Source organism: Pseudomonas sp. KK18 (assembly GCF_037094675.1).
GTDB lineage: Bacteria > Pseudomonadota > Gammaproteobacteria > Pseudomonadales > Pseudomonadaceae > Aquipseudomonas.
In genome coordinates this window covers 5,022,841-5,039,408 of the sequence record NZ_CP146605.1, presented here as the reverse complement: position 1 = coordinate 5,039,408, position 16,568 = coordinate 5,022,841, and the positions used below count along the sequence as shown (strand labels likewise).

At 62.3% G+C, this 16,568-nt stretch carries 15 protein-coding genes; 6 read left to right on the top strand and 9 right to left on the bottom strand.

Annotation, left to right across the window (positions count from 1 at the left end):
- The first annotated feature begins 236 nt into the window (after positions 1-236).
- Both V6607_RS22525 and V6607_RS22520 read left to right on the top strand, forming a co-directional pair.
- Complete coding sequence (locus tag V6607_RS22525; RefSeq protein ID WP_008430676.1) at positions 237-1,172, top strand: chemotaxis protein CheV; 936 nt, start codon at positions 237-239, stop codon at positions 1,170-1,172.
- A gap of 39 nt (positions 1,173-1,211) precedes the next feature.
- Positions 1,212-2,018 carry an MOSC domain-containing protein gene (locus V6607_RS22520; protein WP_003219772.1) on the top strand — a complete coding sequence of 269 codons (807 nt, stop codon included), beginning with the start codon at positions 1,212-1,214 and terminating at the stop codon, positions 2,016-2,018.
- 64 nt (positions 2,019-2,082) lie between these two features.
- Here V6607_RS22520 and V6607_RS22515 read toward each other — a convergent pair whose 3' ends face one another.
- From V6607_RS22515 to V6607_RS22480, 8 genes are all read right to left on the bottom strand, one after another.
- Positions 2,083-2,367: a pyrimidine/purine nucleoside phosphorylase gene (locus V6607_RS22515; RefSeq protein ID WP_003183665.1), complete on the bottom strand. Its 285-nt coding sequence runs from the start codon at positions 2,365-2,367 to the stop codon at positions 2,083-2,085.
- 47 nt (positions 2,368-2,414) lie between these two features.
- Positions 2,415-2,957, bottom strand: a complete 543-nt coding sequence (locus tag V6607_RS22510) for an exonuclease domain-containing protein (protein ID WP_003219774.1) — start codon at positions 2,955-2,957, stop codon at positions 2,415-2,417.
- Positions 2,958-3,028: 71 nt separating this feature from the next.
- Complete coding sequence (locus V6607_RS22505) at positions 3,029-4,963, bottom strand: acetyl/propionyl/methylcrotonyl-CoA carboxylase subunit alpha (RefSeq protein ID WP_134327066.1); 1,935 nt, start codon at positions 4,961-4,963, stop codon at positions 3,029-3,031.
- Between the two features lie 830 nt (positions 4,964-5,793).
- Positions 5,794-6,567, bottom strand: coding sequence for an enoyl-CoA hydratase-related protein (locus V6607_RS22500; RefSeq protein WP_008431696.1), 774 nt, complete (start codon positions 6,565-6,567; stop codon positions 5,794-5,796).
- Positions 6,564-7,721 carry a citronellyl-CoA dehydrogenase gene (gene atuD / locus V6607_RS22495; protein ID WP_003209038.1) on the bottom strand — a complete coding sequence of 386 codons (1,158 nt, stop codon included), beginning with the start codon at positions 7,719-7,721 and terminating at the stop codon, positions 6,564-6,566. The genes V6607_RS22500 and atuD overlap by 4 nt, the downstream gene beginning before the upstream one ends.
- Before the next feature lie 71 nt (positions 7,722-7,792).
- Complete coding sequence (gene atuC / locus V6607_RS22490; RefSeq protein WP_134327065.1) at positions 7,793-9,409, bottom strand: geranyl-CoA carboxylase subunit beta; 1,617 nt, start codon at positions 9,407-9,409, stop codon at positions 7,793-7,795.
- A 3-nt stretch (positions 9,410-9,412) separates the two neighbouring features.
- On the bottom strand, positions 9,413-10,285 hold the full coding sequence (locus V6607_RS22485; protein ID WP_102605695.1) for an SDR family oxidoreductase: 873 nt from the start codon (positions 10,283-10,285) through the stop codon (positions 9,413-9,415).
- 12 nt (positions 10,286-10,297) lie between these two features.
- Positions 10,298-12,076 (bottom strand): acyclic terpene utilization AtuA family protein, encoded by a 1,779-nt coding sequence (locus V6607_RS22480; protein ID WP_102369611.1) that lies wholly within the window; start codon positions 12,074-12,076, stop codon positions 10,298-10,300.
- A gap of 154 nt (positions 12,077-12,230) precedes the next feature.
- Between V6607_RS22480 and V6607_RS22475 the strand changes: the two genes are divergently transcribed.
- From V6607_RS22475 to V6607_RS22465, 3 genes are all read left to right on the top strand, one after another.
- A complete protein-coding gene (locus V6607_RS22475) occupies positions 12,231-12,854 on the top strand; it encodes a TetR/AcrR family transcriptional regulator (RefSeq protein WP_087695088.1) in 624 nt (207 codons plus the stop codon).
- A 99-nt stretch (positions 12,855-12,953) separates the two neighbouring features.
- Positions 12,954-13,742, top strand: a complete 789-nt coding sequence (locus V6607_RS22470) for a transporter substrate-binding domain-containing protein (protein WP_083853176.1) — start codon at positions 12,954-12,956, stop codon at positions 13,740-13,742.
- 66 nt (positions 13,743-13,808) lie between these two features.
- Positions 13,809-14,822: a GNAT family N-acetyltransferase gene (locus V6607_RS22465; RefSeq protein ID WP_003209026.1), complete on the top strand. Its 1,014-nt coding sequence runs from the start codon at positions 13,809-13,811 to the stop codon at positions 14,820-14,822.
- Positions 14,823-14,960: 138 nt separating this feature from the next.
- Here the strand turns inward: V6607_RS22465 and V6607_RS22460 are convergent, their stop codons facing one another.
- The gene (locus V6607_RS22460; RefSeq protein ID WP_003209024.1) at positions 14,961-15,512 is read right to left on the bottom strand and encodes an RNA polymerase factor sigma-70; all 552 of its coding nucleotides are present in this window, start codon (positions 15,510-15,512) and stop codon (positions 14,961-14,963) included.
- A gap of 278 nt (positions 15,513-15,790) precedes the next feature.
- Here V6607_RS22460 and V6607_RS22455 point away from each other — a divergent pair, with 278 nt between their 5' ends.
- On the top strand, positions 15,791-16,549 hold the full coding sequence (locus tag V6607_RS22455; protein ID WP_134327064.1) for a thioesterase domain-containing protein: 759 nt from the start codon (positions 15,791-15,793) through the stop codon (positions 16,547-16,549).
- Positions 16,550-16,568 lie beyond the last annotated feature (19 nt).

Here is a 16,568-nt window from a genome sequence, read left to right as displayed (position 1 = left end):
TTGGTCCTGATTGTGGATAGGGGAATCCCTTACATAGCGGAACCTCGCGCAGACTTTGCGGTCACGCGGCGGTGGTGATGGGCCTTGCGTTGAAGCGGGTTCAGTAAAGCATGATGTCAGTGTGACATCAATGGATTTGCATGGCATTTTAGTGGGGGGTCAAGGTCCGGCGTTTGCCGCCGATAACCTGCTTCAGTGACCAGCACTATCCATCCGCTAAACCCCAGGAGTCTTTAATGGCCGGCATTCTCGACACGGTAGATCAACGCACACAATTGGTGGGTGAGAATCGCCTGGAGATCCTCATGTTTCGCCTGGCCGGGCGGCAGCTGTTCGCGATCAACGTGTTCAAGGTGCAGGAAGTGCTGCAACTGCCCAAGTTGACCCTGATGCCCCAGCGCCACCCATTTGTCTGCGGCGTGGTCAACCTGCGTGGGCAGACGTTGCCGGTGATCGACCTGTCCCAGGCGATTGGCATGCGTCCGCTGATTCCGGGCCCCAACAGCACCATTATCGTCACCGAGTACAACCGCTCGGTGCAGGCGTTCCTGGTGGGCGGCGTCGACCGCATCGTCAACATGAACTGGGAGGCGATCCTGCCGCCGCCGGCAAGTGCCGGGCGCCAGCATTACCTGACGGCCATCAGCAAGGTCGATGACCAGTTGGTGGAAATCATCGACGTGGAAAAAGTCCTCGCCGAAATCGTGCCCTACAACGCCAAGGTTTCCCGCGAGAAACTTGAAGACCCGGTGCTGGAACGCGCCCGCGGCCGCGAAGTGCTGCTGGTGGATGACTCCAACGTCGCCCTCTCGCAACTGCGTGACACCCTCGGACAGTTGGGGGTGAAGATGCACATTGCCAGCGACGGCCTCAAGGCACTGAACATGCTCAAGGCCTGGGCCGACAGTGGCCAGGTGATGACCGACAAGCTGTTGATGATCTTCACCGACGCCGAAATGCCCGAGATGGACGGCTACCGCCTGACCACCGAGATTCGCAACGACCCGCGCCTGCGCAGCCTGTACGTGGTGCTGCATACGTCGTTGTCCGGCAGCTTCAACGACTCGATGGTGAAGAAGGTCGGTTGCGACAACTTCCTCTCCAAGTTTCAGCCCGACAAGTTGGTGGACGTGGTACGTCAGCGCCTGATGCTGGACGAAGTCCCGGCTTGAGCTTAGGGTGACGGCTTTGTCCCTCAGGAATGCAGGCCCATGCTTCGTCTCAGCGCGTTGTACCGATACCCCTTGAAGTCCGGCAAGGGTGAATCCTTGCAGCAGATCGGCCTGGACACACTCGGGCTCGACGGGGATCGACGCTGGATGTTGGTGGACGAGGCCAGCGGGCGTTTCCTGACCCAGCGCGCCGTGGCCAGGATGAGCCAGCTCTCGGCGCTGTGGAACAGCGCCGGTGGCCTGACCTTGAGCGCCGAAGGCCAACCTGCGCTTGACGTGCCACTACCCGGCAGCGATGCCGAGTTGCGCGGCGTGACCATCTGGCGTGACACCTTGCGCGTGCCGGATGCCGGTGACGAGGCGGGCGCCTGGCTCAGCGAATTCATCGGCAAACCCACGCGGCTGGTGCAAGTGCCGCTGTCCCGTGCACGCACGACCGAGGCCGGCTACGGCAAGGATGATGACAAGGTCGCGTTTGCCGATGGCTTTCCGTTGCTGCTGATCGGCCAGGCGTCCCTGGATGACCTGTCCCAGCGTATCGGTCGGCCCATGGAGATGCTGCGTTTTCGCCCCAACCTGGTGATCGAGGGCAGCGAAGCCTTTGCCGAAGACGGCTGGAAGCGGATACGGATCGGTGACGTGGAGTTTCGCGTGGTCAAGTCCTGCTCACGCTGCATCCTCACCACCATCGACCCGGCGAGTGGCGAGCGCAGTGCCGACCGCGAACCGCTGGCCACGCTCAAGACCTACCGCGAGCAAGAGGGCGATGTGATGTTCGGGCAGAACCTGGTCAACGATGGGGTGGGCCGCCTGGAAGTCGGCATGCCGGTGACGATCCTGGAGTAAGCATCCCTGAAATGAAAAATGCCCGTCTCTCGCGAGACGGGCATTTTTTTCGGCTATCGAACGTTTAGCCGCGGTATTCGCACAGGTAGGCGGTGTCGACCGCCACCTTCAGCTGGAACTTGCTGTTGGCTGGCACGTTGAACTGGCTGCCGGCGGCGAAGGTTTCCCAGTCGGTGCTGTCTGGCAGCTTGACGGTCAGTGCGCCCGATACCACATGCATGATTTCACGCTGGGCAGTGCCGAACTCGTATTCACCCGGGGCCATGACGCCGATGGTCGCCGGACCTTCTGCAGTGCCGAAAGCGATCGACTTGACGGTGCCGTCGAAGTACTCGTTGACTTTAAACATGGGCGAATCCTCGGAAAAGGGTCAAGAAAGGTCGGCCAGTATGCCTTCTACACGGGCAAAATCAACGGCAGCAGCCGTGCGGTATTGCGTGCATCTTCCAGCGCCCGATGCTGTTGGCCGTGGAACTGCATGCCGGCCAGTTGCAGCGCGCCGTTGAGCCCCAGCGGCTTGTCCAGGCGCCGGGCCTTGGCGAAGCGTTGCTTGAGGTTCACGTGGGGCGTCTGGCCCAGCACGCTGCTCAAGCCATGGCGCTGCCACTCCAGTTCCAGTTGCTGGCGATCGTAGTCACCCCAGCTCGCCCAGCCTTCCAGGCGTGCCTGGTGCTGGCCAAGCCAGCGTTCGAACAGCGGCCACACCTCGATCAACGGCGCGGCAGCGTCGATATTCGCCTGGGTGATGTGGGTCAACTGGCGGCAGAACGGCGTCAGCAGCGGCCTGCGCAATGGCCGCACGAAACGCTGGAAATGGTCCAGTTCACGGCCCTGGCGGTTGACCAGGCTCACACCGATTTCGATGATTTCCATCTCGGTCACGGGCCAGCCGCCTTCATCCGTTGTGGCTTCAAGATCAATAATCAGCCAATGAGGCATCGCAGGTTCCCGTACTCTTCCCGTCCTGATGGGGATAGAGCGTAGCCAAGCCTGCTAGTTCCGCCCAGGGCTTACTCGATCTCCAGCAAAATCTGACGGTTCCTGACCTGATCGCCTGCAACCGCCTGGATTCGCTTGACCACGCCACTCATGCCGGCCTTGAGGGGGTGCTCCATTTTCATCGCTTCCAGCACCAGCAACAGCTGGCCCTTGCTGACCGAATCGCCTTCGCTGACCCGTACTTCGACAATTGCCCCGTCCATCGGCGCCTTGACCGTGCCGTTGCCGGCCTCGGCCTGGCGGGTGGCGACGGTTTGGGTTCGATCATTGATGCACACGCCGGGCAACCAGAGCCGGGTGCCTTGCAGGTGGTAGGCAATGCGACGGCGAATGCCGTTGAGAACGGCGGTGGCCCAGCGTCCGTCGGTGGAGAGGTCGCGTATTTCGATGGCGTGCAGATCAATCTCGACGTGCAGGCAATTGTCCGCCAGCACACTGAGGCTGATGGCCCGGGGCTCGTCGTGTTCGGCCAATTGCCAGGTCCAGGGCACGCTGGCGTTGTTGCGCCAGCCGGATAATGGCGTGGTGTGAGCGCTGGCGCTGTGGTGGTAAAACAGCGCGGCGGCCAATGCCAGCTCTTCGTTGGTCGCGTGGGTACGCGGGATGTCGCTGAAGTGTTCGGCAATAAAGCAGGTGCTGAAATCGCCGGCGATGAAGTGTGGATGCTTGAGCAGGCTGGCCAGCAGGCGCTGGTTGGTGGGCACGCCGAGCAGCACGCAGTCTTCCACGGCCCTGACCAGCTTGCGCCGGGCCTCTTCGCGGGTGGCGCCGTGGGCGATGATCTTGCCCAGCATCGAGTCGTAGAACGGGGTGATGCGCTGGCCTTCCAGCACGCCATGATCGATGCGCACACCTGGCGCCGGGTCCCAGCGCAGTACGTCGCCGGTTTGCGGGAGGAAGCCCTGGGCCGGGTCTTCGGCGTACAGGCGCACTTCCATGGCGTGGCCGGTTAGGGTCACTTGTTCCTGACTCAGGGGCAAAGGTTGGCCGGCGGCGATGTGCAGTTGCCAGGCGACGAGGTCGAGGCCGGTGATCAGTTCGGTGACCGGGTGTTCGACCTGCAGGCGGGTGTTCATTTCCAGGAAGTAGAAATTGCCGTCGCGGTCGAGCAGGAACTCCACCGTGCCGGCGCCGACGTAATTGACGGCGCGCGCGGCCTTGAGGGCGGCTTCGCCCATGGCTTGGCGCAGCTCGGGGGTCATGACGGGGCAGGGGGCTTCTTCGATGACTTTTTGATGGCGGCGCTGGACCGAGCAGTCGCGTTCGCCGAGGTAGATCAGGTTGCCGTGGGTGTCGCCGAACAGTTGGATTTCGACGTGGCGGGGGGCGATCAGGGCTTGTTCGAGGATGAGTTCGGCGCTGCCGAAGGCGTTTTGTGCTTCGGAGCGGGCGGTGCGCAGGTGTTCCAGCAGGGTGTCGGGGTTGTGTACCAGGCGCATGCCGCGGCCGCCGCCGCCGGCGCTGGCCTTGATCATCAGTGGGTAGCCGATGTGGGTGGCTTGTTGTTGCAGGGTTGGGTCGTCCTGGTCGGGGCCTTGGTAGCCCTTGATGCAGGGGACGCCGGCGTTGAGCATGGCGATTTTTGAGAGGCGTTTGCTGCCCATCAGGTCGATGGCTTCGGGGCTGGGGCCGATGAAGGTGAGGCCGGCGTTTGCGCAGGCTCGGGCGAAGTCGGGGTTTTCGGAGAGGAAGCCGTAGCCGGGGTGGATGGCGTCGGCGCCGGTACGGTGGGCTGCGTTGAGGATGGCTTCGATGTTCAGGTAGGACTGGGTGACGGGGGCGGGGCCGATGTTGATGGCTTCGTCGGCCATCTGGACGTGCAGGGCGTCGGCGTCGGCTTCGCTGTAGATTGCTACGGTGCGGTAGCCCAGGGATTGGGCGGTGCGCTGGATGCGGCAGGCGATTTCGCCACGGTTGGCTATGAGGATTTTGTTGAACATCGGCATGGTGGTGTCCCTTGGCTTGTCGGGTACATATCCGTTTCTTCGGTAACGGCTGCTTATGGTTCCGCTCTTACAGCGGGTCACTTTTGAAAAGCGCAAAAGTAACCAAAACGCTCTGCCCCGCCTGTCGGCGCCTCGCTGTGGCTCGGCGTTCCCTCACTCCGGCATTGCTCCGCGGGCCGCCGCGACGGGCCATCCATGGCCCGGCGCGGCTAAACCGGCGTCCTGCCGGTTTACCCGCTGCGCAATACCTGCGTTCGGCCTCGGGCTGAATGGGGCAGTCAGATCAAGATCAAGATCAAAAGCAAGAGCACGGCGGCCTGAAAGCCGACCTGAGTGTTAAAAGCCAGATCAAAGACCAGAGCGAAAACAGATCTGCTTTTCTGTAGGAGCTGGCTTGCCGGCGATGCAGACAACTCGGTCTTCCAGACACACCAAGGTGATGCCATCGCCGGCAAGCCAGCTCCTACATTTGAACCGTGCCCGCTTTAGCTTTTGATTTTGCTCTTCAACACTCAAGCCGGCCGGTAGGCCGCTGTGCTGTTGATCTGCTTTTGATCTTGATCTTGGGCGCCCCGTTAAACCACGCTGGCCGAACGCAGGCTTTGGAGCGTGGGTAACCCGGCAGGACGCCGGGTTAGCCGTCCTGGGCCAGGGATGGCCCATGACGGCGGCCCACGCTCCAAAGCCGGAGTGAGGGCACACCGAGCCTAGGCGAGGTGCCGAGTGGTGGGGCAAGAGCGTTTTGGTTACTTTTGCGCTTTTCAAAAGTGACCCGCTGTAAGAGCGGAACCCATAGTCGCCATTACAAAAATAACGGATATGCCCCCGATTCATCGCGCCCACCCCGGCCTGCGCTTCTGCACAAACGCCTGAGTCCCCTCAACCCCTTCCTCACCACAAACCGCCTCGGCAAACCACTCGGCAGCCTGGTCCAACAACGGCCCCAAAACCTGCTCACCACTGGCCAGCAGCAACGCCTTGGTCCGCGCATTAGCCCCCGGAGCACATCGCAAAACCTGCCCCAACACCTCATCCAGCCGCTCCGCCAACGCCTGCGGATCGTGCTCCACAAAATGCACCAACCCCAACCGCAGCGCCTCAACCCCATCAAACCGCGCCGCCGTCAAAGCCAGCCGCCGCGCTTGGGTCAGCCCGATACGCTTCACCACAAACGGCGCAATCTGCGCCGGCAATAACCCGAGGCCGGTCTCCGGCAACCCAAACTGCGCCTGATGATCCGCAATCGCCACATCACTGACACACACCAACCCAAACCCACCGCCCAGCACGGCACCCTCAAGCACCACAATCACCACCTGCGGCAGCGCCTCCACTTCCTGCAACAGCGTACCGAACGCCCGGTTCAACGCCTGCAAGCCGCCCGCGGCTCCCGCGCGAGCCATGTCCTTCACATCGCCACCGGCCGAAAAATGCCCACCCGCGCCGCTGATAACCAACGCCCGCACGCTCTTGTCCCCAGCCACATCGGCCAGTACCGCACGCAGTTCGTTGACCATTTCCAGGCTCATGGCATTGCGGCTGTCCGGCCGATTGAGGGTCACATGCAGCACCCCGTTATGCGGTTCCAGCAACAACGTGTTCACGACTTCTTCCCCGGCAGGGTGCCCATCAATTTGCAGATGATCCCCAGCATGATCTCGTCCGCCCCACCACCAATCGACACCAGCCGCACATCGCGATAAGCCCGGGCCACCGGGTTGTCCCACATGAACCCCATGCCGCCCCAATATTGCAGGCAACTGTCGCTGACTTCCCGGCCCAGGCGGCCGGCCTTGAGCTTGGCCATGGAGGCCAGGCGCGTCACGTCCTGGCCCTTGATGTACTGCTCGGTGGCCTGGTACACCAGCGCCCGCAGGCATTCGATTTCGGTGGACAGTTCGGCCAGACGGAAGTGGATCACCTGGTTGTCGATCAGCGCCTTGCCGAAGGTCTTGCGTTCCTTGCAGTAATCGATGGTGCTGTCGATGCAGTACTCCAGGCCCTTGACCATATTGGCCGCGCCGAACAGCCGCTCTTCCTGGAACTGCAGCATCTGCATCATGAATCCCGCACCTTCATGGCCGATGCGGTTGCGCTGGGGGATGCGCACGTCGTCGAAAAACACCTGGGCGGTTTCCGAGCTGTGCATGCCGAGCTTTTCCAGGGGCGGGCTGACGCTGATGCCGGGGGTGTTCATCGGCACCATGATCAGCGACTTGTTGATGTGCGGCTTGTCGTCGGAGGTGTTGGCCAGCAGGCAGATGAAGTCGGCGCTCGGTGAGTTGGTGATCCACATCTTGCTGCCGTTGATCACGTAGTCAGTGCCGTCCTTGCGGGCATGGGTTTTCAGCCCGGCCACGTCGGAGCCGGCGCCGGTTTCCGAAACGCCGATGCAGCCCACCTGTTCGCCGCTGATGGCCGGGCGCAGGAATTCTTCGCGCAATTCATCGGAGCCGAAGCGGGCGAGGGCCGGGGTGCACATGTCGGTCTGCACGCCGATGGACATCGGGATGCCGCCGCAGCGAATGCTGCCGAACTCTTCGGCGGCGACGATCGAGTAGCTGTAGTCGAGGCCCATGCCACCGAATTTTTCCGGCTTGGAAATACCCAGCAAACCGAGGTCGCCGGCCTTGCGGAAGATCTCGTGGATCGGAAAGCGTCCGGCCTTTTCCCACTCATCCACATGCGGGTTGATCTCGCGCTCGACAAAGCCACGGACGGTGCGACGCAGTGCTTCGTGTTCCTGGGTGAAGATCATTTTTATTGTTCTCCCTATGGGGACGCGGGGCGTCCCGGGCTGCATTCCCACGCGGGGCGTGGGAACGATCATCAAAACCGCGCTGCACCAAAGCTGTTGGGCTGTAGTTGCCGCACCTCGGCCTCGTGGCAGATGTCCAGCAGAAACCCGAGCAAGGTTCGTGTATCCCGTGGGTCAATCAGCCCGTCGTCCCATAGGTTTGCGCTGCCGTAGAGGGCGGTGGACTGGCTGTCGAGTTTCTGTGCGGTGACCTGTTCGAGCATGTCGAGCACCTTGGGGTCGGGCACCAGGCCATCTTTCAGTTGCTTGGCTTCGGTGACGATCCGCAGCACCTTGCCCGCCTGGGCGCCGCCCATCACGGCGGTGCGGCTATTGGGCCAGGCGAAGATGAAACGCGGGTCGAGCCCACGGCCGCACATCGCATAGTTGCCGGCACCGTAGGAGCCGCCGACGACGATGGTCAGTTTCGACACCCGCGCATTGGCCACCGCCTGGATCATCTTCGCGCCGTGCTTGATCACGCCTTGCTGTTCCGACTCGGTGCCCACCATGAAGCCGGTGGTGTTGTGGAAGAACAGCAGCGGTGTCTGGCTCTGGTCGCACAGCTGGATAAATTGCGCGGCCTTGCTCGCCCCCTTCGGGGTGATCGGCCCGTTGTTGCCGATAAAGCCACAGGCCCGGCCCTGGATATGCAAGTGGCCGCAGACGGTGTGCGGGTCGAACTCGCCCTTGAACTCCAGGAAGTTGGAAGCATCCGCCAACCGCGCGAGGATTTCGCGCACGTCGTAGGGCTTTTTCGGATCGTCGGGGATCAGCCCCAACAGCTCGTCAATCGGGTACAGCGGCTCGCTGTAAGCGCGCTTTGGCACAGGTGGCAAGCGGTCATCCCACGGCAACAGGCTGACAATCTCACGCACGATGCGCACACCGTCAGCGTCGTTTTCCGCCAGGTATTCAGCGGTGCCGGCGGTTTGCGCATGCATCTCGGCGCCGCCCAGTTCTTCATCGGTGGCGACTTCGCCGGTGGCGGCCTTGAGCAGCGGCGGGCCGGCCAGGAACAGCTTGGCCTTGCCACGCACCACCACCACGTAATCCGAAAGGCCCGGCTGATACGCGCCGCCCGCCGTGGCCGAGCCATGCACCACGGTGATCTGCGGCAAGCCCATGGCCGACATCCGCGCCTGGTTGGCGAAGCTGCGGGCGCCTTCGACGAAAATCTCGGCGGCGTAGTTGAGGTTGGCGCCGCCGCTTTCTGCCAGCGTCACCACCGGCAGTTTGTTTTCCATGGCGATCTGTTGCAGGCGCAGGGATTTTTTCAGGCCCGAGGGGGAAATGGTCCCGCCCTTGATCGCGCTGTTGTTGGCCACCACCAGCATGCGCACGCCGCTGACGTAGCCGATGCCGGCGATCAACCCGCCCCCAGCGGCGCTGCCGTCTTTGTCATCGTGCAGTTTGTAGCCGGCCAGGCTCGCCAGTTCAAGGAACGGCGCGCCGGGGTCGAGCAATAAATTCAGGCGTTCCCGTGGCAGCAGTTGCCCGCGCTTGTCGAACCTGGCCTTGGCTTCGGCGGCCTTGCCCAGCAGGTTTTGCTCCAGCTGGCGCAATTGATTGACGCCCGTGAGCATCGCTTCGCGGTTCTGCGCGAATTGCGGGCTGTGGGCGTCGAGTTGCGAGTCGATCACCGGCATGGCTTATTTCTCCTCCTTGAGCACATCCGGCAAGTAAGCCCGGTGGAAACCATTAAAGGACACGCTCGGCGGTTGCGCCTTGTGCAGCGGCCAGGCGCGGCTGCCCAGGCTGGCGGCGCCGTCGATGCGCAAGGTGCTGCCGCTGACGAACGCGGCGGCGGGGCTGAGCAAGAACACAATCGCCGCGCTGACTTCCGATTCGGTGCCGATGCGCTTGAGCGGAACATGCTCGCGCAAGGTCGGGATCACCGCCTTGAATGCGCCTTCGTAGGTGTCCATGCCGCTGGAGGCAATCCAGCCCGGCGCCACGGCGTTGACCCGCACCCCCGCGTAACCCCATTCAAAGGCGGCGGTCTTGGTGAAGTTGTCCATGCCCGAACGTGCCGCACCGGAGTGCCCCATGCCGGGCATGCCGCCCCACATGTCGGCGAGCATGTTGACGATGGACCCGCCGTGCTTGCTCATGCTCTGGTTGAACACTTCCCGGGCCATCAGGAAACCGCCCACTAGGTTGGTGCGCAACACGGTTTCAAAGCCCTTCTGGTTGATCGACGCGAGCGGCGAGGGGTACTGGCCGCCGGCGTTGTTCACCAGGCCATGAATCGGGCCGTGCTCCTGCAGGACCTGGCCGACCAGTGCCTTGACCGCTTCTTCATCACGAATATCGCAGGCCTGCCAGCTGGCGCGACCGCCGTCCTCACTGATCTCTGCGGCCACCGTTTGCAGTTTTTCCGGCTTGCGCCCCACCAGGATCACATGGGCGCCGAGGGCTGCCAGCTCGTGGGCGGTGCAACGGCCAATGCCACTGCCGCCGCCGGTAACGATGATGGTCTGCCCCTGGAACAGGTCGGCTTTGAAGATCGAGTCGAAGGCCACGGCGCGGGTCCTTTAAGTGAATTGATCGGCAATGTGCTGCGGCACGGCAATCGGGATTTCCAGCAGTTGCTGGGCGAAGGCCTTGCCTTGGGGATCGATGCGCAGGCTGGCAATCCCGCCACCACCCAGGGCGTTTTCCAGCAGGAAGTTCAGGCTGTGGCTGCCGGGCAAATACCAGCGCTCGACGCGGCCGTGGATCGGGTCGAGCACGTGGCTCATCCAGTCGACGATCACTTCGGGCGTCAGTGCCTCGGCGATCCACGGCAGGTAGTCGGGCTCGCGGGCGATCACCCCGATGTTGCTGTGGTTGCCCTTGTCGCCGGAGCGGGCCACGGCCAGCTTGACCAGCGGCACGTTGGCGTCGGCGCGGCCTTGGGGTTTGGGCGGATCGATCAATGCGATCGAGGTGTTCAGCGGTTTGGCGACGGGCAATTCGCAGGCATGCCGTTCGCCAAGGAAGTCGACCTGCAATTGGCAGGCGCTTTTATCGATCAGGAATGAAAACAACCGAATCAGCGGGTACACCGTGGGTCGCCCGCCGACGATTCCGGTGAGCCCCGGCGCCATGCCGGTGGCCGCCTGGGCAATCTCCCGGGCGAACAGCACCAGCGCCTGTTTGCTGGGGTGACGCACCGCCAGTTTCACCACCACTTCGCGGCAGTCCTGGCGTTGGGCATGGGGGCCGTAGGTGGCTTCGCTGCCCAGCAGTTCGATGTTGATGTCGGTGTAGGGCGCCCAGCCGCGCTGGCTGAACAGCTCTGAGGTCTTGTTGATGATCGCCTGGCTGACCCGTTCGGCCTTGGCCACCGCGTCGATCCCGGCGATCAGGCAACTGGCGGTGCAGCGAAAACCATCCGGGTAGGTGGCGCTGACCTTGTACTGGTCGGTGGGCGGCAGGCCTTTGGCGCCGTGCAGGTGCACGCGGTTTTTGCCTTGTTGCCGGAGCTTGACCTGGCTGAAGTCGCAGATCACGTCGGGCAACAGGTAGGCGCGCGGGTCGCCGATTTCATACAGCAGTTGCTCGGCGACGCTCAGTTCGCTGATCAGTCCGCCGGTGCCCTCGACCTTGCTGACGGTGAACTGGCCGTCGGCACTGACCTCTACAATCGGGAAACCGATGTGTTCGTAGTCCGGCACCTCCCGCCAATCGGTGAAGTTGCCGCCGGTGCACTGCGCGCCGCATTCGATGATATGCCCGGCCAATGCCGCCTGGGCCAGGCGGTCGTAGTCCTGCCAGGACCAGTCGAACTCATGCACCAGCGCCGCGCTGACCACCGCGCTGTCCACCACACGGCCGGTTATCACGATATCGGCACCCAGCTCCAGCGCCTGCACGATGCCGGGCGCGCCGAGGTAGGCGTTGGTGGATACGCACATCGGCGGCAAGGGCGCGCCACTGAACATGTCGGTGACGCCGTGCAGTTGCTTGAACTGCGGTTGCAGGTCATCCCCCAGCAGTACGGCGATCTTCAACGGGATTCGGGCCTGGTCGCAGGCCGCCTGCAACGCGGCGGCGCAGGCCTGGGGGTTGATCCCGCCGGCGTTGCTGATCACGCGGATGCCCTGGCGCTGGATATCCGCCAGCAGCGGCGTCAGCACCTCGACGAAATCCGTGGCATAGCCGGCCTGGGGGTCTTTCATTCGCGCTCCGGCGAGGATCGACAGGGTGACTTCCGCCAGGTAGTCGAACACCAGGTAATCCAGCGTGCCGCCGTGCACCAACTGCGCAGCGGCGGTGCAGGTGTCGCCCCAGAAGGCGCTGGCGCAGCCGATGCGTACCGTCTTGTTCATGGGGCGTCCTTCCTCTGGTTTGCTGATACCCACACTACCAAGCAAGCGCTTGGTTTGTAAACTCTGGTCATAACTTTGCCCCAAGCGCTTGCTTGGTTGGCTGCCACGGCCTAAATTGCCGCCCAAGACGTAACCAGAAGTTAAGGAGAGCAGCATGGATGAGCAAAAAGCCCTGCGGGTGATGCGCACCATGGTCGACGCCGGCCAATTGACCGACCCCGACAGTGCCCGTGGCAAGCTGCTGCAAACCGCGGCCCACCTGTTTCGCAACAAGGGTTTTGAGCGCACCACCGTGCGTGACCTGGCCGGCGCGGTCGGGATCCAGTCCGGCAGCATCTTTCATCACTTCAAGAGCAAGGACGAAATCCTGCGGGCGGTGATGGAGGAAACCATCCACTACAACACCGCCCTGATGCGCGCTTCCCTGGCCGAGGCGAGCAACGTGCGCGAGCGGGTGCTGGCGCTGATTCGTTGCGAATTGCAGTCGATCATGGGCGGCAGTGGCGAGGCCATGGCGGTGCTGGTGTATGAATGGCGTTCCCTGTCGGCCGAGGGCCAGGCCCAGGTGCTGGCCTTGCGCGACATCTACGAAGAGATCTGGTTGCAGGTGCTGGGGGAGGCGAAAAACGCCGGTTACATCAAGGGCGATGTGTTTATCACGCGGCGTTTCCTGACGGGCGCCTTGTCCTGGACCACCACCTGGTTTCGCGCCCAGGGCAGCATGACCCTGGAGCAACTGGCCGACGAAGCCTTGCTGATGGTGTTGAAAGCTGACTAGCCCTTTCGCGCAAGCTATTAATTGTGTGGCAGAAAGTTGTCTCGATAGACAAAAACGCCTAGCTTAGCGGGATCAAAGTTTTCGACGGTGTGTGCCTTGATGTTTTCGCCTTGGCGATTGGCTGCAGGACTCTCAATATGGGCACTTGGCGCACTGTGGCTGATGCCTGCCTCGGCCGCCCAACTGGTGAGGGTCGGTGCTGCGCATTTCCCGCCATACACCGTGCGCCCGGAGCAGGGTGCCGACACCGGGTTGCTGCCGCAACTGGTGGAAGCCTTGAACGCCCTGCAAACCGACTACCAGTTTGTGCTGGTACCCACCTCGATTCCCCGGCGTTTTCGCGACTTCCAGCAAGGTCGGGTGGACATGGCGATCTTCGAAAACCCCAAGTGGGGCTGGCAGGATATTGCCCACACCGATGTCGACATGGGCCTGGAGGATGCGGAAATCTTCGTGGCCCAGCAGGAGCCCGGTCGCGACCAGTCGTATTTCGCTGACCTGACCGGCAAGCGCCTGGCGGTGTTCAGCGGTTATCACTACGCGTTCGCCAACTTCAACCCCGACCCCAAGTACATGGCGGAGCACTTCAACGCCACCTTGACCTATTCCCACGACAGCAACCTGCTGATGGTCGCCCGGGGCCGGGCCGACATTGCCCTGGTGACACGTTCCTACCTCAGCGATTTCCTGGTGCGCAATGCCGATACGGCGGGGCAGTTCCTGGTGTCCGAGCGGATCGACCAGGTGTACCACCACTATGCGTTGCTGCGGCCCAAGGCGCCGATCACGGGGCCGGCGTTCGCCGGGCTGCTCAAGCAGCTGCGGGACAACGGCCAGTTGCTGAAGATCTTCGAGCCTTACCGCATCGATGTAATGCCGGTGCCGTGATCGTCTAAATTTTTGCCCTCGGCTCACGTCACTTGTTGAACTGTCGACGATTCGTGAGCCCATCCCATGTCCAATCTGAATGACCTGTCTGTGCTGCCCTTGCCGGCGGGACCCGCCCTGAATGCTGATGAAACTGATAGCCGCCTGAGCCTCACCCTTGAGGGCCAGCCGCTGATTCGCCTGCGCCTTGAGCGGGGTGATGAGGTGCAGGTGCATTTGCAGGAGCCCGCCAGTGTGCCGGCTGCCCGTGCCTTGTGGGCGGCGTGTTATTGGCTGTTTGCCAGGGAGCCCGGGCGTCAGCGACTGGTCTGGTGTCTTGAGCATGCGCCGGAAGATGCCTTGCGCAGTGGGTTACTGGTGGCGACCGGGGTTGCCGGGCAGTTTCATTGCGAGCGCACGTTGTTCTGGCAGTTGCCGCAACCGTGGCTGGGGCAATCTCTCACGGGGACTTATCCGCAGCAGATGATCATCAGCGGTGGCAAGCGTCATCCTGCCCGTGCGCCGAAGCCGCGGGGCGAGGTGTATCGGCGGTTTGATGCGCGGCTGGGGGCGTGGATTTCACTGCGTACGGTGGAGATTGATGTTGATCTGGCGCGCTTCAATCGTTGGCAGAACAGTGCGCGGGTGGCGAATTTCTGGCAGGAAACTGGCAGCCTGGAACAGCATCGGGAGTATCTGGACAAGCTGGAAGCGGATCCCCATGCGTTGACGTTGATTGGCTGTTTCGATGATGAGCCGTTTGCTTATTTCGAGGCGTATTGGGCGAAGGAGGATCGGATTGCGCCGTTTTATGACGCGGCGGATTACGATCGCGGGATTCATATGCTGGTGGGCGAAGAGCACCACCGTGGTCCGCACAAGGTAGCGAGCTGGTTGTCGGCGCTGGTGCATTACTTGTTTCTCGATGATCCGCGTACGCAGCGTGTGGTGGCTGAGCCTCGGGCGGATAACGGGAAGATGATTGGGCATATGCAGAATCAGTGTTTCCACTGTGAGAAGGAGTTTGATTTTCCTCATAAGCGGGCGGCGTTGATGATTCTGGGGCGGGAGCGGTTTTTTGAGCGGTGTGGGTTGGTTTGACTGAGCAAAAAATCTGAGTGCACGAAGATCAAATGTGGGAGCGGGCTTGCTCGCGAAAGCGCAGTGTCAGTCAAGGCATGTGTGACTGATCCACCGCTTTCGCGAGCAAGCCCGCTCCCACATGGGATGTGTGGCGCGTCAGGCCCGCCGCGCAAACGTGTCGCTATGGGTCCCGGAAACCTTCCGGCAATGCACCAGCGCATCGCGAATCATAAAGTTCACCAACGTCGGTGAAACCCCCAGCTCCTTGGCAATATCCTTCTGCGGCACCCCGTGCAGCCGGTACATCTCAAACGCGTAACGCGTGCGCTGAGGCAACTCGGTCAAGGCGTCGGCAATGTTCTCCAGCGTCGAAAAGTTGATGTGCGAGGTCTCAGGTGAAGCGCCGTGAATAACCACATTCAAGCCTTCCTCTTCCGTGCCGGAATATTTCAGCTCCAGCGCCTGCTTGCGGTAGTGATCAATAGCCAGGTTGCGCACGATCTGGAACAGGTAACTGAGCTGCGCCTTGAACGATGACGTGATGGTGGGGGCCGATTGCAACCGGAAGTAGGCGTCTTGCACCACGTCTTCGGCGCGGGATCGGCAGCCGGTAATACGCGCTGCGATCTTGACCAGGATCAGTCGATTGTCGACGAAGGCCTGGAGTAGGGGTGAGTCGCACCTGCCTGTGGATACTTGTTCCGTCATGGAAATCACCTTGTTGCAAGAGAAGGTTGGGGGAGGGCGTCCTTGCTGAGGCCTCCTACACATCGGGCAACAAATTATGCTTAATGATAATGATTGTCAAATGAGAAGAAGAACTAATCTTATGCTTTATCGAGAGGTGTGAACGGCGTCTCGCTGACTAATTATTTCCCGGTGCCATCCGTTCTCATGGGTGAAAGGCCAGTTAACAAACCGGCCAAGGATCAGCGCCTGGAGGAGGACAAAATGGGTTTTTATCGTGTGAGCGGGAGTGGTCTGAAATGAACACGCCGGCTCGATTACGCCTGTTTTGCCTGCCTTACTCCGGCGCCAGCGCCATGGTCTACAGCCGCTGGCGGCGGGCGCTGCCGGAGTGGTTGCAGGTGCGGCCGCTGGAGTTGCCGGGGCGCGGCATGCGCATGGACGAGCCGTTGCAGCGCGATATCAAAAAACTGGCCGGGCAACTGGCTGATGAGATCCGCGCCGAGCTGGACGGCCCCTACGCCTTGTTCGGCCACAGCCTCGGCGGCCTGCTGGCCTTCGAGCTGGCCCATGCCCTGCGCGAACGGGGTGCGCCGCCGCCATTGGCGCTGTTTGTCTCGGGTACCGCCGGCCCGGCCTGTCGCGATGTCAGCGAATACGCCATCGAGAAAAACGACGAACAACTGATCGCCCGCCTGCGGGAACTCAAGGGCACGGGCGAAGACGTGCTGGCCAACGCCGAACTGATGCAGTTGATGCTGCCGATCCTGCGGGCCGACTTCCTGCTGTGCGGCAGTTTCGAATATGGCGAGCGTGAGCCGCTGAGCCTGCCCATCCATGTATTCGGCGGCAAGCAGGACACGGTGCGCGCCGATCAACTGCTGGACTGGCAGCAAGACACCGCCAGCGGTTTCTCCCTCGACATGTTCGACGGTCACCACTTCTTCCTGGTGCAGCACGAGAGTTCCGTACTGCGCTGTGTGCGGCGTTACGCCGACGAACACCTGGCCCGCTGGCGCAACGACGCCGCGCGGCAGATGGCCCGGGCAACCGGCTGAACAAGCCCCCCCGGCCACA